Here is a 19,437-nt window from a genome sequence, read left to right as displayed (position 1 = left end):
CGCTGCCCGATAGGTAAGAGGCTGTGACGCATCGGCGCCGGTTCGATCCTCGTCGTCCCGGAAAGGTGTCGTCTATATCGCCATGGCCCTGGGCTTCGTTCACCGGGTGCCGAAGTTGGCTGGTTCTACTGCAGGACTCGTTGATGCCAAGCTTAAAAGACGTTTTACCTCTGTTCCGGCGATTCCCCGGTGTGACTGTGGTCACGCTCCTCTTTCTCATCAGTACGCTCACCACTGGCGGCATCACCTTGGTGCGACAGCATGTCGTCGGAGAACAGTCGCCCGATGAGCTGATATGGGCTAGCCATCAGTTGAATAAAGAGAGTCACCGGATTGCGCTGCAGATCGAAACCCTTGCTTCACAGACCGATTGGCGTGCCTTGCGGCGAGACGTCGAGGGCCTATCGCGCCAGGTCGTGAGCCTGTCTCGACAGGTGGCAGGTGAGCAGAGCGACGCCCTGGGAAGCGCTGGCCGCCCAGACGAATCGCTCGGCCAGGCAGTGGATCGGCTGAGTGCGGCGCTGACTTCGCTCTCGTCGCTACCGCTGGATCGCCGTCTGGCGTCGGTCTCCGAACTTCGCCGCGAGATTACCCCCCTCCTTGCAGCGTCGGAGCGCCTGATGACGCGCGCCCACATTCAGGCCGAAGCGCTGCATCATCGCGAGCACCGTCAACTGTCACAGCTCTACGCCTTGGTGATGTTCCAGTTGGCCATGACGGTCCTCGCCGCTGCCGTACTGATCCGCGCACTCCTGCGTGAGGCGAGCGCGTGCAAGCGTCAGCTGCGGGAGCTCGAGAGTCAGCGCGAGGCGTTGAACGGTGCGCTCGAGCGTGCGGAGTCCGCCAGTCTCGTCAAGTCGGAGTTCATGGCCATGATGAGTCATGAGATACGCACGCCGCTCAACGGGATCGTCGGCATGGCGGATCTGCTGGAGCGCGAAGTCGGGTCATGCCAGGGGGAGCGCTATCTATCCGCCTTGAAGCAGAGTGCCGCCGGCTTGCAGGTGATCATCAACGATATCCTCGACTATTCGAAACTGGAGGCGGGCACGCTGGTCCTGGACCGCAGTGCCTTCGAGCTCGAAGCGTTCGTGTCTCAGATCTGTGACATCTATCGTCTCGGCAATAGTGACGTGGCGTTCGAGGCGACACTCTCTTCCGAGTTGCCCAGGCAGGTGCTGGGAGATATGACACGTATTCGTCAAGTGGTGATGAACCTGCTCGACAACGCCTTCAAGTTCACGCTGTCAGGCCGGGTCACGCTTTACGTGAGTAGGGATGAGGAAGCCTGGCTGCGGTTCGACGTGAGTGACACTGGCTGCGGTATTCCGGCCAAGAAGTGTGATCGACTTTTCGCGCCATTTTCTCAGGTGGACAGCTCGATCACCCGGCGGCACGAAGGCACCGGTCTGGGGCTTGCGATCTGCAAGCGCTTGATCAAGGCGATGCAGGGGGAGATCGCTTTCGAGAGCCGAGAGGGCGAGGGAAGTCGTTTCTGGTTCCGCCTGCCGCTGGTGGAGGCGCCTGCCGACAGCGCCGAGACCTCCGATCTCATGCCGGCGGATCTGATGCCGATGGCACTGCAGTTCTGCCATGTTCTGGTGGTCGAGGATAATCCGATCAATCAGCAGGTGGCCAAGGGGTTGATGGAGTCCCTGGGCCTGCGGGTGACGCTGGCCGAAAACGGCAGCAAGGCTCTGTCGTTGTTGAATACACAGCATGAGTCATTCGATCTGGTGCTGATGGACATGCAGATGCCCGTGCTCGACGGTGTGGAGACTACGCGGCGCTGGCGCGCCTGTGAGCAGGGGGGGCGTCTGCCGATCGTGGCGATGACTGCCAACGTCATGCCCGAAGACCATCAGCGCTGTTTCGACAGCGGGATGCAGGGGGTGATCACCAAGCCCTTCACCCGCGCCAGTCTGCAGCGAGAGCTCGCCAAGTATCTGTCGCGTCACCATAACGGCAGAGCCGGTGAGATGCCGACGAACTCACCTTGTGCCAATGGGCAGCGGACGTCGTCGGTGGACGCAACGCCGACCTATATCTGTCAGTCGAACCTGAAAGAGCTGTCGGCATCGTTGCCGAAGGCGGCGGTGGAGTCGCTCTACCGACAGTTCTTCCAGCGCCTGCCGACCCGGTTCGATGGCCTTCGCCGTGCGGCCGAGGCGCAGAATTTCGCGACCGTGCAGCAAGAAGCGCACGCCTTGAAAGGGGCCGCGGCGGCGCTGGGTTTCCGGCAACTTTCTACCCTGGCGGCACACTGCGAAAGTCTGGCAGAGCAGCAGAACAGCGAGAGGCTGCCCGCCGTCCTGCTCACCTTGATTGACAGCGGGGCACCTTCGCGGGAAGCCTTGCTCGCCTGCATGGATATCTCGCTCCCCGAGCTCGAGGTCGCTACACGCCAGGCGTGACTGGCGGGACGAGATGCCGGTACCAGTGGTCGAAATGCGCCTCGGGGAGTGGGCGGGCCAGCCAGAATCCCTGTCCCAGATCGTAGCCGGCGGCCTTGAGCAGCGCGTGCTGTTCGGGGGTTTCGATACCTTCCGCGACCACAACCATCTCGAGCCGATGGCCCAGGTCGAGGATGGAGAGCGCGATCGCCTCGGCGCGCTGGTCCTGTTCGATGCGGGAGATAAAGCTGCGGTCGACTTTCAGCTCGTCGAACGTGAGTCGGTGCAGTTGCATCATGGACGAGTAGCCGATGCCGAAGTCGTCCAGTGACAAGCGACAGCCGCGCTGGCGCAGCCCGGTGAGGATATGCTTGGCATACCCCAGGCACCCCAGCGTGGTGGACTCCGTGACTTCCAGAATGAGGTCGTGGGAGGAGATGTCGTAGCGACCGATCAAACTATCGAAAGCCTCGAACAGGCCGGCTGACCTTATCCACGCCGCGGGCACATTGACCGAAAGGCTGAGGTTCCATTCCAGTTGTCGCCATCGCTGCAGCTGGCGGCAGGCGAGGGTGAGCACCTGCCAGGTCAGCTCGACCATCATCTCGTGCCGTTCGGCCAGGGGAATGATGACATCGGGTGAGATGACACCACGACTCGGCTCCTGCCAGCGTAGTAGCGCTTCGGCGCCGACCACACGATTGAGGTTGAGGTCGAACTTCGGTTGGAAGACCAGGAACAGCTCATTCTGGGTCAGCCCGCGGGTCAGATCCTCCGCGGTGGGGGCATTGGGTTTGCTGTTGGCCGGTATCAGCCAACGCGCCAGATCCTCGATGAGCTTCGACTTGTGCAGAAAGCCGAGCATGCCGAGACCACGCTGGTTGCCGTAGCGAATGATGCGATCCGCGACGTCATGGCTGCACTCGCTGAGAACGAGAATACTGGCATCGATCTTCAGGTCGAAGAGATACTCCAGAATATCGAACCCGGTAAATTCCCCCAGCGAAAAATCCAGTAATATCAAATCCACCTGTAATCTGTGGGGCGATCTCGCCAGTTCTTCGAGGCCCTCGGCGGTGTCCACGCCGTAGCCTCGTTGAAGCAGCAGGTGCTCGCAGAGGTCGCGAATGTCTGGGTCGTCATCGACGATCAGAGCGAGTCGACTCATGGCAGGATCCTCCTGGAAGCACTTTGGTAAGCATTGCCAGCCAGGCCATGTCTGACAGGTACGCTGCTTGCCCATACGGCATTGAAAATCGGCTCGCTGGACCTCGTTCAGATTGTCAGAAAGATGGCCCGGAGGACGAGCGGAGCAAGTCACCTGCTCATTGATATCGCCTGAGCGGATGCGCCAGCCCGGTCCGCGCTTTCGCCGATTTCTGCCTTGGCGATGCGTCCCGGTCTGGCCTTCGTTTGTCGGCTTTCAGATAAAGCCTAAGGGATGTCTGCCCGTTGCGATATCATATATTAGAAGGAGGCCCACTCCTCTTCGGCTTTGGCAGGGTTTCCTGACTTCTGCTGCGAGACCCGCCCCGAGGTGTTTTCCGGCGCTGTGGGGAGTCGCGGAGCGGGTGTGGCGGTATCAGCGGCCGTGGCACTCAGCTTGAAGCTCCCGAGCAGATCGTTCAGCAGCGCGACCTGATCGCGCATTTCCGACGCGGCCGCACGCGACTGTTCCACCATCGAGGCATTGTGCTGGGTCATGCTATCGAGATCGGAGACTGCCGTATTGACCTGACTGATACCCACGCTCTGCTCTTTGGTCCCGGCACTGATTTCAGCGATGACGTCGTTGACCCGCTGGACGCTGATCATGATCTTCTTCATCGCTTCACCTGCCTCGTCCACCAGGCCTGCACCACTCTGAGTGTGGGATACCGAGGTGTCGATCAGCTCTCGGATCTCGGTAGAGGCGGCACTGGAGCGGCTGGCGAGGGTTCTCACTTCCTGGGCGACCACCGCGAAACCGCGCCCATGTTCGCCGGCGCGGGCCGCCTCTACCGAGGCATTCAGCGCCAGGATATTGGTCTGGAATGCGATACTGTCGATCAGGCTGACGATATCGCTGATCTGAACCGAAGATTGGCGAATGTCATTCATCGTGGCGATGACCGCCTGCATGGTTTGCTGGCCGGCCTCGGCATCCTCCAGGGTTTCCTGTGTCAGAACGATGGCCTGTTGCGAGGAGTCCGCCGTATTCTTGACCGTGGCTGAGATCTGCTCCATCGAGGCCGACGTCTGTTGCAGGTTGGAGGCTGCCTGCTCGGTCTTGGCAGACAGATTGGTGCTGCCATTGGCAATCTCATTGGCGGCGACATTGACCGATTCCGTGCTGCTCCGGACCTCCTGAAGGACACCGTCGATACGGGCAATGAAGTCGTCGACACGGTTGGCGAGATCGCCTATTTCATCCTTTCTTTCACTGGCAATACGCGCGGTGAGGTCTCCATCGCCTTCGGAAATCTCGCGAACCCGCGCCGTTATCTTGCGCAGAGCCTTGGACATCAGTACCGGCCCCGCGAAGGCCAGTGAGACGGCGCCCACCAGAACGAGCAGACTGAATATCAGTACGAAGATACCCTGGGTGTTGGCCCATCCCAGAACCTCATCCTCGACGATGTGAACTCTCTCGAGTGTGGAATTTCCTGCGATGTCCAGAATGTCTCGCATATCATTCAGGGCAACGATGGAGGCGTTGTCCGCCTGATGACTAGCCGCTTCCGAGTCACCAAGTTTGTGTAGTCTCAGTGTCTCCGAGGACGCTGATGCCCAGGCCGCGTATCGCTGGGCGAAGTCCTGGGTACCTTGGACGATATCGGGATAGTCGTGCATCAGCTTCTGGAAGGCGAGCATCCTATCCTGAACCTGTTGCACGTTCTCCTGATACGATGCCTCCAGCTCTGCTGCGCGAGGCGACTCGGGCGTGGTCAAGAGATAGTCCAACTCCGCAGCCCTGGCCTGATAGATGTCTCTATCGGCATTGAGTACTGTGTTCGTCGCTTCGTTGAAGGTATCGCTGAACTCCATGAGACGCGATTTCAGCGCATCGATGAGACGATAGTCCGCTGCGCTCAAGATGAGTAGTGCTATGGGCACCATCAAGAAGGCCAGCGTATATTTCACGCGAATCTGGTGTAGTTTTTCTAACATGGCATGGGCCCCCTGCGTGGCTGGTAAGGAGGAATGTAAGGCCCGTTTCCATCGTTAGTCGACTAGCGTTCCCGATTGTTTACACTTGTTGACAAATTGGCTCTTCGGGCCCCATTTGAGGCATGCCATCAGGCGCTTTCTGCCGGAAATTTTGCCGGTTGCCATTTTCGCGTTCGGGGCGCGCCGTGCGTGGATATCTCGTCTCTAGTTCGCGATGGCATGCCCCTCATGGGCCAGCAACCAGCGTTTGCGCTCGAGCCCGCCGGCGTAGCCGGTGAGGCGGCCATTGGCGCCGATCACCCGGTGACACGGCACCACGATCGCCAGTGGGTTGCGGCCGTTGGCGGCGCCCACTGCACGGGTCGCGCTGGGGCGGCCGATGGCCTGGGCCTGTTCGGCATAGGAACGGGTCTCGCCGAAGCCGATCCTGGTCAGCGCTTGCCATACCTGACGCTGGAAATCGGTGCCTGCGGGGGCGAGTGGGAGATCGAAATGGGTAAGCTCCCCCGCGAAGTAAGCATCGAGCTGCTGCGCACAGTGGCGGGTCAGGGCACTCGGTCGGGCGTTATCGCTGGCATTGGTGACGAAGCCGACCCAGGTCAGGCCGGCCTCGCTGGCACGGATCTCGATCTCGCCCAACGGCACGCCGGTGGGTGGGGTGTAGTGCTGACACGCTCCGAGTTGATGGTCGAGCGGGCGAGGGGCGACGAACGAAAGCGGTGTGTTCATATCACGGTGTCCCACAGTTGCAGAGTGAGGTAGCTGCGCCAGGGCGCGGCGCAGGCGGGGTCGAGCGGCTGTGGCTGTGGCTGATGCGCCAGCGCTCGGCGCAGGCCGACATCGCCGTCGAGCCAGATGTCGGGATCGCTGAGGCCACGGAAGGCTGCGACCTTGGCGGTCCAGGGGCCGATGCCCTTGAGTCGCTGCCAGCTCGCGGGGTCATCACCGAGCTCGCCATCCCGATAGGCGGTGGCGAAGCGCCTCAGCGTCTCTCGCCGCGCCCCCGGCAGCTTGAGGAAGGCCAGATCGCTGGCGGCGATCGCCGCCGGCGTGGGAAAACGGCGGCGCCCGGCGGGATCCTGCTCGCCCAGCTGATCGACCAGCTGCTGCTGCAGCCGGACGGCGGCGGCGATCGAGATCTGCTGACCGAGTACCGCACGCACCCCCGCTTCGAACAGGTCCCAGACCCCGGGCAACCGCAGGCCGGGGGTCAGTGCGAGCCCCGGCAGCGCCGCGGCGAGATGGCCTTCGATCGTCTGGGTGTCGGCATCCAGATCGAGCAGCCGACGCAGGCAGCGGACCACGGTGTCGAGGACGGAGAGATCGCTCAGCGCCAGACTGACGCTGAAGGCGTGGCGTTCTGGCAGATGGCGCGCGGTGAAATGGCCGGTGACCTCGCCCAGGCGGAAGGTGCGTCCGAAACTGTCGTCATCGATCCACTCGAGCCCGGCAAGCCGATGCAGCGCATGGAAGTGGCGCAGGCGCGCCCAGTGGTAGGGCGGACGATAGGTGAGCGTCAATGTCAGCGGCGCCTGCGGGTCCGCGCGCCGGCGGCGCAGCGTGCTGGGAGTGAGGTGTAGCTGGCGCTGGAAGGCGTCGTTGAAGCGGCGCAGGCTGGTAAAGCCGCTGGCATAGGCGATATCGGTGATCGGCAGCGCGGTGTCGTGAAGCAGCTGCTTGGCAAACAGGCACTGGCGATAGAGCGCGTAGGTCTTGGGCGATACCCCCAGGTGACGCTGGAACAGCTGGCGTAGATAGCGCTCACCGATACCCAGGCGCTGGCACAGTGCGGCCACACTGCCGTGCTGCAAGCTGCCGGCATCGATCAGTGCCAGCGCCCGGCTCAAGGTGGTGTGGGTGCCGCGCCAGGGGGGCGAGTGGGGGGCGCTATCCGGGCGGCAGCGCAGACAGGGTCGGAAACCCGCGGCCGCGGCGGCGATTGCCGAGCCGAAGTAGCGCACGTTCTCCTCGTGGGGAGGTGTCACCGGACAGATCGGGCGGCAGTAGATACCGGTGGTGACGACCCCGATGAAGAAACGACCGTCGAAGCGTGCATCCCGGGCCAGGCGCGCCCGACGGCACTGCTCGGGGGTGAGCGAGAACGGGGCGTCGAGCCCAGGTGCGTTGGGCCTGGGGGCGTCGAGTTCAGGCGCGCTGGATTTAGGCATGCTGAGTTGAGAAGCGTCGTGCATCGAGACGAGTCCGGCAGTCCGGTAGTGACCCCAGTGTAGCGCCTGAGGTCGGGCGAACTCGCCGGATTCGGCACGCTAGTGGCTCCCCGTTGGCACCAGCATGGGCATTTGGGGCCAATGTTTACCGCCGTATTCTCGAGCGCTGGTCGTTTGCGCACCAAGCCTAGGGGGCATCCCACACCTGATCGTAGTCCTCCCAGTAGTGCCCCATCTCGCGATCCTGGGTCAGTCCGTAGAGAGTGTATCTCCGCGCCAGGCGCGCGCCGCCGTCACGGGTCAGCGGCTGCCAGGCAAGGGTAGTGGCGCTGCGGCTCGAGGTATCGAAGAAGGCATCGAAGGGAATCGAGACGTAGAAGCCCTTGTCGAAGCTGCCCTCGCCATAGGCGTCGCCGGCATCGGTGAAGGTGGACCAGGCGCCCACGCGCACGCCGGAGTCGAACTGGCGCGAGAGATCGAAGGTGACCCCCAGGTCGCCGGCCAGATAGCGCCCCACGCTCACCTGGGCAAGAACGTCCTCGACCCCGGTCTCGATATAGGCGGTGGCGTGCCCGGTCCAGGTGGAGTAGTCGCGCAGTCCGAAGCGCTGATCGAAGTCGCGCTGCTTGACCCAGTTGAGATCGACGCCGAAGGCGATCGGGCTGTCGAAGGGGCGATAGAGCACCTCGCCGCCGCCGCCGGCATACATCATCTCCAGCAGTCCGGCGTAGGCCATGCCGTACCAGTTATCGCCAAGGCGCGCGGTACGGGTGTACTGCAGGTTGTAGATGCCGAGACTGGTCTGGTCGAGATAGTCGCCGATATGGGTGCGCACCCGCGGCAGCTTGGAGTCGGCGATGTAGTCGTAGCGCTCCAGGTTGTCGAACAGGTTGAGCGCCAGCTGGCCGCTGAACCAGCCGTTGGCGTCGGTGCGATAGTTGGCATCGAGCTTGGCATAGAGCTGGTAGAGAAAGCCGTCCGGACCGCCGATGTTCTGATTGAGGCCCGGTGACAGCCGCCAGTCGAAGCGCTCGAGATCATCGGCATAGAGCAGCTCGCCCTTGGGCGCGCTGTCGCGGGGTTGGGTCAGGGTGGTGGCGTAGAGTCCGTAGTGATACTGCTGGTCATAGGCCGCCGAGGCGGCGGCGCGGCGGAAGGCGTGGCGATCGTGGACGTCGTCGCGCAGGCCCATGCCGGCGCTCTGCCAGCGGTAGCGGTAGGTGTCGATGTCGTCGGCGGTGCGGTTGTTGAGAATGCGGTTGGCGCGCCCCTCGCTGGCCATCAGCGAGCGGTAGCGCGTGGCTTCCGCCTCGACCACCAGCTCGTCGTTGCGCCGGGTGATGCGGCGGACCCGCATCCCGGCGTTGGCCTGGAGATCGTGGCTGACCGCCTGCCAGTCGTCGGTGGTGCGCGCGGGTGGTGGGTTCACCGCCAGCGGCCGCGGATCGCCGGTCTTGGCCTGGCTCGCGCCGGCCAGATTGGCGCTCAGGGTAAGGCTGAGCATGGCGGTATCGCCGCGCTCCCATCCCGCCGCCAGCGAGAGGTGCTCGCCGAGGCGCCAGCGCGCGCCCAGGTTGAGCGGCGAGCGCTGGCGCTGCGGGTTGTCGAGGGGCTCCGAACGATAGTCGTTGCCGTCGTATTCGAGCTGCAGTGTCAGCGGTTCCCACGGGGTCTGGTACTCGATCCCGCCGAAAACGCCGATATCGCCGCTGAACAGATCGCCGAACTCGAAGTCGCCGGCCTCTTCCGGGTTCTCGCTGCGGCGCGAGTCGAAGCGCCCCGAGAGTGCCGAGAGCGGATTGCCTAGCCCGCCGCCGGCGCCCAGATAGCCCCAGCCGAGCCCCAGCGTGAAGTCGAGATCGTTCCAGCGCTTGCTCGCCACCAGATATTCGCTGCCGAACAGCCCGGTACCGCCGAAGTCGCGAAAGCCCAGTGCCAGCGCCGGGGTGTAGCGATCTTCTCGATGGAGCCTGAGCTTGAAGTCGATGCCCTTGTCGAGATAGTCCCGTTCGGCGTCGCCGGAAGCGCGGTAGTCACGGTTGCCGATCGACGTGTAGCGGAAGCCCGCCTCGAGCCAATCCATCGGCTGCACGCTGACCTGATAGCGCGAATAGGGCGAGACATGGTTGTAGTGCAGCGAGATCTCGCCCAGGGGCGCCATGCGCGCGCTGGGTGTCTGCATCAGGCCGACACCCCCGAAATCGCTCTGGGACGCGCCGAGCTCGGCAGCGGCATGGGGCGCGGCACCCAGCAGCAAGGGCAGCGAGAGCCCCATGGCGGGGGTTGCGCGGCGCAACGCGCGGGAACGGCGGGAGGTCGGAAGCATCATGCTTGGGGCGTCGTCAGTCGGTGGCGGTGGTAGAGCCTGAAGCAGCGTCGGGCGTGAAGGTGTGGCAGGTATCGCCGGGCAGGCGCGTGGCCAGGAAGTCGGGCAGGCTGGCATCGACCCAGCGCGCGCTCACCTCATTCATAGGAAGTTGCAACACCACCCGGCTACCCGGCACCAGCGTGGTCGATTCACGGTTCCACGCTGCCATGCCGAGACGGCGTATCCCGCCACGCGGATCGATCAAAGCCAGGCGTTCGCTCTGTGCACGGGCGGCCTCGGGCAGTGCCTCCAGCAGCGTCTCGGTGGTCATCCCGGGGTGCCAGTCGAGTCTCGTCACCCCCTGTGGAGTCCACACCTCGACCCAATTCGGCGTCTCGCACCAGCCGAGGCGATCGAGATCGGCCAGTGCCGGCATCTGGCGCGGATGCGCCATCAGCCAGCTGGGGTCGACCCGTCCCGGAATACGTGCAAGCGTCCGTCCGTCGAGTGCCCGCGACCACGCGTCGAGCCCGCTGGCCAGGGCAGGCTGTCGCTGTAGCCGGGCCTGCATGGCGAGCCCGTCGAGTTCGGCGAGCAGGCGCCTCTGCACTTGGTGCGCCGAGGCGTCGGCGCGCTCGGCACCGACATAGGCGAAGGGCCAGTTCACCCGGGCCTGGCGCGACAGCGCCGACCACGCCTCCAGCAGCGTCGTGGCCGGGGCCGTGCGGCCCTGGATCTCGATGGTGAAGGAGGCCTCGTCCGCCAGCGGCGCGGCCGCGGCATCGAACGCGAGTGCGCCCAGCGCCAGCAGGCCCAGCGCGAAGGTAAGGGGAGATCGCATGTTCTGGTCGTTTCCCTGACGGTGTAACGGCGCTGCGTGCCGATCCTTCGGCATGACAGTCACCAGGGACGGGCGATCTGCCACGTCAGTGTCGGTGCGCCCGGCCACGGCTGGCCGGCGTAGGCCCATAGCCGGCGATCCTCGGGATCGCGCCATAGCGTCGCCTCGGTGGTGGCGCCGCCGGCCCAGTGCAGCGTTTCCTGACAGCGCGCCAGCCGGCGCCGGGTCAGCGGCAGGTCGACCGACGTCGGTGCTGCGCAGCTGAGTTGTGCCCGGGCGCTGTCCTGGTGCAGAGCGCCCTCGGCATCCTGCCACTGGCGCTCGATCCGGTAGTGCGTCTCGCTGCCCGGCTGACGCCACGGATAGGGCGGCGGCGTCCCCTCGGCGCTGAGGATACGGGTGCCCAACAGCTCGTTGCGCAGCCCGGCACTGTTCACCGGATAGCCATCCTCGAGGGCCAGTGTGGCGCCGTCGCGAAACTGCCAGTAGGTCGTCGCGCCGCGCTGGCTGGCCAGTACCAGCAGTCCGCCGTGGCCGTCCACTTCCAGTGCCAGCGAGGCGTAGGGCAGGGCTGCGGCCTGGGTCGCCACATTGGGCCCCCGCAGGCTGGCGACGACGTCACTGGGAGAGCGCTGGCTGCCGATGGTGCAACCCGACAGCGCCAGTGCGAGACCCATGAAGAAGACCGCCCGAGGGCGGCCTTCCCGGCAATGCTGAGCCAATACGCGCATCAACGTGTGCCGGTCGTACCGGTGGTGCCGGTGGTACCGGTACCACCACTTCCATCGCTTCCGCCAGCGGCAGCCAGTGCGCCCACCGACGAGGCGGTGGTGCTGGCGCCCACGGCCGAGGCCGTCGACGCGCTGGCGGCGGTACCTACGCCGGCTGCGCTGCCCGTAGCGACTTCCTGGGCTGCAGCGAACGAAGAGACCGCCATGAAGGCGACTGCCAAGATGGCTCGCTTCTTCATAGGTAGCTCCTATCTGAGTGGAAAGATAAACGAGTGCGATTAACGCCCCGCCCGTGGCCCGAAGACCGATGACATTCTTGCCAATATTATGCGGCGGAGCAATCGGAAGTTGTCAAATCATGGCTATCAATAAGAGTGCAAGTCGTGATGGCACGAGAGTGAAGGTCATTTTAGCCAGGTGCTTGTCTCAGTATTGAGAAGAGAATCGAGAGTTATTGTTACGAAACGGTGACCGTGGGCGGTGGTACGGCGATGTCGAGGGGGAGTGTTGCGTGTCGTTTGGCAACGTTTTAACGGGTTTTGTAAAAACCTAAATGGAGTTGTCAGTGATTGGCGACAGGGGGGCTGTCGCTGGCAGGTGTGCACCAGAAAGGGCCTATTGGCGGGCAGTGTTGCGACATTATCACGCCTCGCTCTGTGGGGGAGTAAGACCAAAGACCAAGCCGCCTGGTGTGGTTTCGAGAGATCTGCAAGCCATTGAAAATTGGCTTTAATAGAGTTTTTGCAAAGGTATCTAGCGGCGCTTGAGGTCACGCTCAGGCCCGCTCGGGGAGTCGGATACCGCACCTGTTGGGTGCTTGCCACAGATAACCTGTCGCCATTTCGTTACAGCCGGCTAACGCGAATGTGGACATCAAATACGCAAGAAAATGATTTTTCACCGAGGTCATGCGGTCTCGCCCATGGTTGCGTAATTCTCATGTTTCCAGAAGGTGTCTTTTTATGAAGTTGGCACGACTTTGGCATTGCTTGAATGAAGGCGAGTTACCGCGAAGGATGGCTCGGCTTAAATTGCTCTCAATCAGGGCGATTCACTAAATCAAGAGCTTCATGAAGGGCTTCGGGGAATGCCATGACAACCTCGGGGCGGTAGCGTGTTTAAATTTAATTTTGTCGGGTCTGTCTCTCTTTTGACGTATTGAGTCAATGCACTGATGCCATGCAAGCGGCGTCAGCAAGATAGGGATTCAGGGGCAAGGAAAATGCTGCCGCAGGCAAGCGGCGTTGAGCGACAGGGATGGCGCGAATGGCAGAGGCGAGCGGGATGAGACGCAAGAGTCAAAGGGTGGGGCCGGAAACGGTCGGGCCGGCGCGAGGCAGGTCTCTGATGAGAACGGCCGGCGTTGGACGAGGCCTTGCCGGTCTCGCCGCACTGCTGCTGGTTACCGGTCTCAGTGGCTGCGCCTTCGCCCCCGGTGGCCATATCGGCTATGAGACTGACTCGGCGCCCATCGACGATCTGGTCGATGTCGAGCCGATCACGCTGGGGCTGGTTCGTACTCAGCAAGCCAGCGCGGGGAGTGCCGGGAAGCCCGATCCGACGGCGCTGAGTCGCGCGGTCGAAGGCGCCGGGGAGGGGGCGTCTGCTTCGCCCTATCAGTATCGCGTCGGGGTGGGTGACGTGCTCTCGGTGACGGTCTATGACCATCCCGAACTGACCATTCCCGCGGGCGGCGAGCGCCCCAGCACTGAATCCGGCAGTACCGTCGGCAGCGACGGCACCATCTTCTACCCCTATGTGGGTCGAATGAAGGTGGCCGGACGCACCGTGGATGCAGTACGTGACGAGCTGCAGCGGCGGCTGACGGCGTATATCGCTGCGCCCCAGGTCGACGTCAAGGTGGCCGGCTTCAACTCCCAGAAGGTCTATGTCACCGGCGAAGTCGACAAGCCCGGGGTCATGCCGGTCACCAACGTGCCGTTGACGCTGCTCGACGCCATCAACCTGGCTGGCGGCATGCGCGAGAGTGCCAACTGGCATGACGTGGTGCTCACCCGCGGCGATGAGATCGAGCATATCGATGTTCATGCCATGCTCCAGGACGGCGACCTCAGCGCCAACCGCCGCCTGCGCGATGGCGACGTGGTGCACGTCCCCGATCTGGGCAACCAGAAGGTGTTCGTGATGGGAGAAGTGGTCGATCCGGTCTCGCTGCCGATGGGCAACTCGCGGCTGTCACTAACCGATGCACTCTCCCAGGCCGGCGGCATGAACGAGGCGGAGGCCGATGCCAAGGGGATCTTCGTGATTCGTCAGGCACCCGCCGCCAGCGGCAAGCTGGCGACCGTCTATCAGCTCGATGCGCGCAACGCCACCGCGCTGGTGCTGGGCACCCAGTTCATGCTCCAGCCCACCGATATCGTCTATGTCACCGCCGCGCCGCTGAGCCGCTGGAACCGGGTGATCAACCAGCTCACCCCGACCATCACTTCGGTCTATCAGGTGACCCGTGCCACGCGTGATTTCGACGAACTCAGGGACGGTAACTGAACCATGTTCCAGCGCATTCTGGTGGTCTGCATCGGCAACGTCTGCCGCAGCCCGGTGGCGGCGGCGCTGCTGCGCCAGCGCTTCCCCGGTCGCCGGATCGAGTCCGCGGGGCTGGGCGCGCTGGTCGGCCAGGACGTCGACCCACGTGCTCGGCGGTTTGCCGAGCGCGACGGTCTGACCCTCGATGTCCACGCTGCACGCCAGCTCGATGGCGACATGCTCAAGGACGCCGAGCTGGTTCTGGTGATGAGCGAGGGGCAGCGCCGGGCGATTGCCGAGCGCGATCCGGCGGTCACGGGCAAGACCCTGCTGTTCGGGCGCTGGCTCGCCGAGCCCGAGATCCCGGATCCCTATCACAAGAGCGAGAGCGCCTTCGCGCACGTCCATGGCCTGATGGTGAGCGCTGCCGATGGCTGGATCGGCAAGATGCCGGAACGATGAAAGGATGCAAGGACCCACGATGACTCACGCCTCGAACCCGCAGTCGGGAAATCAAGCCTCGACGCCATCGGCGAGCGCGCCGCGCAGCCACGAAGAGATCGATATCCGGCGCCTCTTCGGGATTCTGGTCGATCACAAGAGGTGGGTCTTGGCGAGTGTCGTCGCCTTCGCCCTGCTGGGTCTGATCTATGTCAGCGTGGCGACCCCGATCTATCGCGCCGATGCCCTGGTACAGATCGAGAGCGCGTCACCCGGCAACAATCCGCTCAAGGAGGTCTCGACGCTGCTGGGCCAGGAGCCGCCGACACTGTCGGAGATCGAGATCATCCAGTCGCGCATGGTGCTGGGGCGCGCGGTCGACCTGCTCAATCTCGACATCTCCGTAGCCCCGGTGACGCTGCCGGTGATCGGCAGTCTGCTCGAGCGCCAGGGTGTCTCGCGGCCCGGTTTTGCTGCCGGCTGGCGCTATGCCTTCAGTGGCGAGTCGATCGCCGTCAGCGAGATGCCGGTGTCCCAGGCCTACGAGGGGCAGCCGTTCCGACTGCGGGTGCTCAACAGCTATCGCTATCGCCTGTTCGATGCCGACGGCAACGACCTGGGCGAAGGCAAGCTGGGTGAACTGAGCAACTTCGCCCACGGCGGGGTGGCACTGCGGGTGACCTCGATCGACGCTGCCGCCGGTGCCACCTTCGAGCTGCGCCACGGCTCGCGCCTCGCGGCCATCAATGCGCTGCGCGGGCGCCTGGCAGTAGCCGAGGCGGGCAGCGAGACCGGCATTCTGAGCTGGAGCCTCACCGGCACCGATCCGCAGGAGACCGAAAAGACCCTCAACACCATCGCCGATATCTACTATTCGCAGAACGTTCAGCGCCAGTCCGAGGAGGCGCGCAAGAGCCTCGAATTCCTCGACGGCCAGGTGCCCAAGATCCGCGCCCAGGTCGACCGCGCGGAGGAGAAGCTCAATCGCTATCGCGAATCCCAGGACAGCGTCGACCTGTCGCTGGAGACCAAGTCGGTGCTCGATCGTCTGGTCAATCTGGAGGCCCAGCTCAACGAGCTGGAGATGAACGAGGCCGAGATCGCCCAGCGCTTCACCAAGAGCCATCCCACCTACCAGGCGTTGTTGGAGAAGAAGGCTCAGCTCCAGCGTGAGCGGGCGAATCTCGATCAGCAGATCAAGGGGATGCCCAAGACCCAGCAGGAGATCCTGCGTCTCAAGCGCGATGCCGAGGTCAACAACGAGATCTACGTGCAGCTGCTCAACAAGGTGCAGGAGACGCGCATCGCCGAGGCCAGCACCGTGGGTAATGTCCGCGTGCTCGATTCGGCCCAGGTCCAGGCGACCCCGGTGGCACCCAACAAGCCGCTGCTGCTGGCGGTGGCGGTGATCGTCGGTCTGATCGTCGGCGTCGCGGGAGTGTTCCTGCGCGCGCTCTTCCATCGCGGTATCGAGACCCAGGAGCAGATCGAGGAGACCGGGCTGGCGGTCTATGCGACGGTGCCGTTGTCGGACGAGCAGCGCAAGCTCAACCGCCGCGAGCGACGTGATCGCCGTGGCTCCCGGCGCGACCCGCGCCATCCGCAGGGGCTGCTGTCGCTGCGCAATCCCGCCGACGTGTCGGTCGAGGCGCTGCGCGGCTTGCGCACCAGCCTGCACTTCGCGATGCTCGAAGCGAACGACAATCGCTTGATGATCACCGGCCCCAGCCCCGGCGTGGGCAAGAGCTTCGTCAGCGTCAACCTGGCGGCGGTCTGCGCCCAGGCCGGTCAGCGCGTGCTGGTGGTCGATGCCGATATGCGCAAGGGGCAGGTGCACAACGTCTTCGGCGCGACCTCTGAGTCGGGACTGAGTGACGTGCTGGGTGGCCGACTGACGCTGGACGAGGTGATCCGCGGGGTCGGCGAGTGCGAAGGGCTGGCTTACGTGGCCCGGGGCACGGCGCCGCCCAACCCCTCGGAGCTGCTGATGGGGCCGCGCTTCAGCGCCTTCCTCGCCACCGTCAGTGAGCGTTTCGACCTGGTGATCGTCGATTCGCCGCCGATTCTGGCGGTCACTGACGCTGCGATCATCGGCAAGCAGGTCGGCACCTCGCTGATGCTGGTGCGCTTCGAGCGTAATCCGGTCAAGGAGCTGGAGCTGGCGATCGGTCGCCTGCGCACGGCCGGGGTCGAACCGCGCGGCGCCATCCTCAACGCGGTCGAGCGCAAGGCGGCAACCGCCTATGGCTACGGCTACTACCACTACAACTACCAGTGATCCCGCGAGCCGCCATGAAACCCATCACCATCGACGCAGCCAGCGCCCGACACAGGAGCTGCGCCACGCCGCCAAGGGCCGCGAGGATGCACCCATGACGCCAGCGTTCGCGGCGATCCGCAGCCGGCTGCGCGGTGAACTCGTGGTCAACCTCTGCCGCACTTTCGCTGCACGCGGCGTGGCTGCCCTGGGCACGGTCATGCTCGGGGTGGTGCTGGGCCGGCTCTATGGCGCCCAGGGGGTGGGGCTGTTCGCACTGGCGCAGAGCCTGATCTTCGGCGCCGGCATCATCGCCTGTTACGGCCTCAACGGCTCGCTGATGCGCTATGTCAGCCAGGACAGCGACAGCCCCAACGTGCGCTGCTATCTAGGCTGGGCGCTGATGCGGGCACTCGCGCTGAGTGTGCTCTTCGCGCTGGCGATCTGGCTGCTGCGTGCGCCGATCGCCGGTGTCTTCGCCGCGCCCACGCTGGGCGAGATGCTGCCGGCGATCGCCGTGGCCACGCCGGCCTTCACGCTCTCGTTCGTGCTCGCCGGGTTCCTTAAGGGGGCCAGCATGCCGGCGCGTGCCAGCCTGCAGGAGAATGGCGCCATCTCGCTGTGGGCGGCCATCGCCATTCTCGCGCTGGCGCTGCTCGGCGACAGCCGTTCGCTGGTACTGGCCAGCTGGGCCTTCTGCGCTGCCGCCTGGCTGGTCTTCGCCCAGGGCGCGCTGCATACCCTGCGCTGGTTGCGCCGACACGCGGCGGTGATCCGTGGGGCACCGGACATGGCCACGCTGGCCAACAAGGGCACCTTCTTCGCCACCGCCCAGAGCTTCATCATGCTCAACCTGTCGATGTTCCTGCAGCAGGTACTGGGAATGTTCATCGCCGGTGCGCTGCTGAGTCACGTCGACCTGGGGCTGTTCAAGTCGGCGGAGCGGGTGGGCATGATCATCAGCTTCATCCTGCTGGTGATCAACGCGGTCTTCCCGCCGCGCTTCTCGCGGCTCTACCACCAGGGTGACCACCCTGCGCTGGCGCGGCTGGCGCGTCAGAGTACCCGGGTGGCCACGGGCATGGCGCTGCCGCTGGCGCTGCTCTGTCTGCTCTTCCCGGCCTGGGTGCTGGGCTGGTTCGGGCCCGAGTTCGGCGCCGCGGCGCCGCTGCTGCGGATCATCGCCATCGGTCATCTGGTCAATGTCGCGACCGGTTCGGTGGCTTTCCTGCTGACCATGACCGGCCGCGAGCGGCTGATGCGCAACATCTCGCTGATCTGCGCCACCCTGGGGCTGATCGCCTTTTTGGTCCTGATTCCGCTGTTCGGCGCGCTGGGGGCGGCGCTGTCGCTGGCCCTGGTGCTCTCGCTGCAGAACGTGGTCGCGGCACTCTTCGTCTGGCGCGACATGGGCATCGTCATGTTGCCGCTGACGCTCCCCGGGTGTGCGGTGACCGCTGGTGCGCCGCGCCGCCGGCACCACACCCCGCCGTGAGCAAGACCAGGAGTCGCACGAACATGAGCCATCACTCCCACGGGACGGGCAGGACGACGGAAACCTCTGCGACGTCGTCTGCCGGGGCTGACACCGCGCACTGGGCAGATGCGGCAATGCGTCTGCCGGTGGCGGCGCTGCTGCAGGCGGTGCACGAGGCCGGCGACCGGGTCATGGCGATCTATCGAGGTGATGCCCAGGTGATCTGGAAGGCCGACGACTCGCCGCTGACGGCGGCCGATCTGGCCGCCCACGATGCCCTGGTGCAGGCGCTCGCGCAGCATACCCCGGGTTACCCTGTGGTCTCGGAAGAGGCCGCCACAGCCACGCTCGAGACCCGCCGCAGCTGGTCGCGCTATTGGCTGATCGACCCGCTCGATGGCACCAAGGAGTTTCTCAAGCACAACGGTGAGTTCACCCTCAACGTGGCCCTGATCGAGGCGGGGGTGCCGGTGTTCGGCATCGTTCACGCCCCGGCGCTGCCGGCCGGCCCGACCACCTGGTGGGGCAGCGCGCACGGCGCTTTCAAACAGGTTGGAGCGGGGGTGGTCGAGCGGATCGGCGTGCGCGTTCTGCCCGACCCCGCGGCTGAGGCCTGGATCGTGGTGGGCAGCCGTTCCCACGCCACGGAGGCGGTCGAGGCCTTCTGCGCGGGGCTGCCGGCGCATCGCCGCGCCAGCCTAGGCAGCTCGCTCAAGCTGTGCCTGGTGGCGGAGGGGCGTGCCGATCTTTACCCGCGTCTGGCACCGACCTGCGAGTGGGACACCGCGGCGGCCCAGGCGGTGGTGCTGGCGGCGGGGGGCGAGGTGCTAGAAGCCGAGACGCTGGCGCCGCTGCGCTGTACCCAAGGTGACAGCTACGTGAACCCTGCTTTCATTGTCTGCGCGCAGCGTGATGCGCGCTGGGAAAGCGCGCTGCGCCGTGCCCTGTAAGGCACGCTGCCATGCCTGGCGGCACCATCCATCGCAAAGAAGACGTTATTGCCGTGCGCCAGGAAAGCGCGCACTGACCGTGGCGCGTGCCACCACTTGCCGCAGCGCGAGTGCCGGCACGCGCGGATAGGGACATCAAACCGTACGGAACCCCTCATGCTGGAAATCTCTCCGGAACGTCAAACCCACCTCAAGCAGCTCGAGGCGGAGTCGATGCACATCATCCGCGAG

General features: G+C 64.6%; 14 protein-coding genes. 6 read left to right on the top strand and 8 right to left on the bottom strand.

The genetic code is table 11. The annotated features are described in order from the left end of the window. Positions 1-143: 143 nt before the first annotated feature. Positions 144-2,414 (top strand): ATP-binding protein, encoded by a 2,271-nt coding sequence (locus DOM66_RS18265; RefSeq protein WP_110691127.1) that lies wholly within the window; start codon positions 144-146, stop codon positions 2,412-2,414. Here DOM66_RS18265 and DOM66_RS18260 read toward each other — a convergent pair. From DOM66_RS18260 to DOM66_RS18225, 8 genes are all read right to left on the bottom strand, one after another. Continuing rightward, the gene (locus DOM66_RS18260) at positions 2,398-3,561 is read right to left on the bottom strand and encodes an EAL domain-containing response regulator (protein WP_188115218.1); all 1,164 of its coding nucleotides are present in this window, start codon (positions 3,559-3,561) and stop codon (positions 2,398-2,400) included. The genes DOM66_RS18265 and DOM66_RS18260 overlap by 17 nt on opposite strands. A 299-nt stretch (positions 3,562-3,860) precedes the next feature. Then, the gene (locus DOM66_RS18255) at positions 3,861-5,543 is read right to left on the bottom strand and encodes a methyl-accepting chemotaxis protein (RefSeq protein WP_110691125.1); all 1,683 of its coding nucleotides are present in this window, start codon (positions 5,541-5,543) and stop codon (positions 3,861-3,863) included. A 204-nt stretch (positions 5,544-5,747) separates the two neighbouring features. Further along, positions 5,748-6,272, bottom strand: a complete 525-nt coding sequence (locus DOM66_RS18250; protein ID WP_110691124.1) for a methylated-DNA--[protein]-cysteine S-methyltransferase — start codon at positions 6,270-6,272, stop codon at positions 5,748-5,750. Then, positions 6,269-7,735, bottom strand: coding sequence for an AlkA N-terminal domain-containing protein (locus DOM66_RS18245; RefSeq protein WP_245392485.1), 1,467 nt, complete (start codon positions 7,733-7,735; stop codon positions 6,269-6,271). Before DOM66_RS18245 ends, DOM66_RS18250 begins: the two co-directional genes overlap by 4 nt. A gap of 163 nt (positions 7,736-7,898) precedes the next feature. After that, on the bottom strand, positions 7,899-10,040 hold the full coding sequence (locus DOM66_RS18240; protein ID WP_245392484.1) for a YjbH domain-containing protein: 2,142 nt from the start codon (positions 10,038-10,040) through the stop codon (positions 7,899-7,901). A 13-nt stretch (positions 10,041-10,053) separates the two neighbouring features. Further along, positions 10,054-10,860 carry a capsule biosynthesis GfcC family protein gene (locus DOM66_RS18235; RefSeq protein WP_157959101.1) on the bottom strand — a complete coding sequence of 269 codons (807 nt, stop codon included), beginning with the start codon at positions 10,858-10,860 and terminating at the stop codon, positions 10,054-10,056. A 59-nt stretch (positions 10,861-10,919) separates the two neighbouring features. After that, a complete protein-coding gene (locus DOM66_RS18230) occupies positions 10,920-11,537 on the bottom strand; it encodes a YjbF family lipoprotein (RefSeq protein ID WP_157959100.1) in 618 nt (205 codons plus the stop codon). A gap of 53 nt (positions 11,538-11,590) precedes the next feature. Further along, on the bottom strand, positions 11,591-11,830 hold the full coding sequence (locus DOM66_RS18225) for a hypothetical protein (protein ID WP_110676381.1): 240 nt from the start codon (positions 11,828-11,830) through the stop codon (positions 11,591-11,593). 1,108 nt (positions 11,831-12,938) lie between these two features. Between DOM66_RS18225 and DOM66_RS18220 the strand changes: the two genes are divergently transcribed. The 5 genes from DOM66_RS18220 to cysQ all read left to right on the top strand — a co-directional run bounded on the left by DOM66_RS18220 (position 12,939) and on the right by cysQ (position 19,206). Continuing rightward, entirely contained in the window at positions 12,939-14,102 is a 1,164-nt protein-coding gene (locus tag DOM66_RS18220) for a polysaccharide export protein (protein ID WP_110691119.1), read from the top strand. Positions 14,103-14,105: 3 nt separating this feature from the next. Then, positions 14,106-14,543 carry a low molecular weight protein-tyrosine-phosphatase gene (locus tag DOM66_RS18215; protein WP_110691118.1) on the top strand — a complete coding sequence of 146 codons (438 nt, stop codon included), beginning with the start codon at positions 14,106-14,108 and terminating at the stop codon, positions 14,541-14,543. A gap of 19 nt (positions 14,544-14,562) precedes the next feature. After that, a complete protein-coding gene (locus tag DOM66_RS18210; RefSeq protein WP_110691117.1) occupies positions 14,563-16,800 on the top strand; it encodes a polysaccharide biosynthesis tyrosine autokinase in 2,238 nt (745 codons plus the stop codon). A gap of 94 nt (positions 16,801-16,894) precedes the next feature. After that, complete coding sequence (locus DOM66_RS18205; protein ID WP_157959099.1) at positions 16,895-18,274, top strand: lipopolysaccharide biosynthesis protein; 1,380 nt, start codon at positions 16,895-16,897, stop codon at positions 18,272-18,274. 23 nt (positions 18,275-18,297) lie between these two features. Then, entirely contained in the window at positions 18,298-19,206 is a 909-nt protein-coding gene (gene cysQ, locus DOM66_RS18200) for a 3'(2'),5'-bisphosphate nucleotidase CysQ (RefSeq protein WP_342588216.1), read from the top strand. Positions 19,207-19,437: the final 231 nt, after the last annotated feature.

The sequence above is a fragment of the Salinicola endophyticus genome (genome assembly GCF_003206575.1).
GTDB classification, from domain to species: Bacteria; Pseudomonadota; Gammaproteobacteria; order Pseudomonadales; family Halomonadaceae; genus Salinicola; species Salinicola endophyticus.
This window is presented reverse-complemented; position numbering and strand designations above follow the sequence as displayed.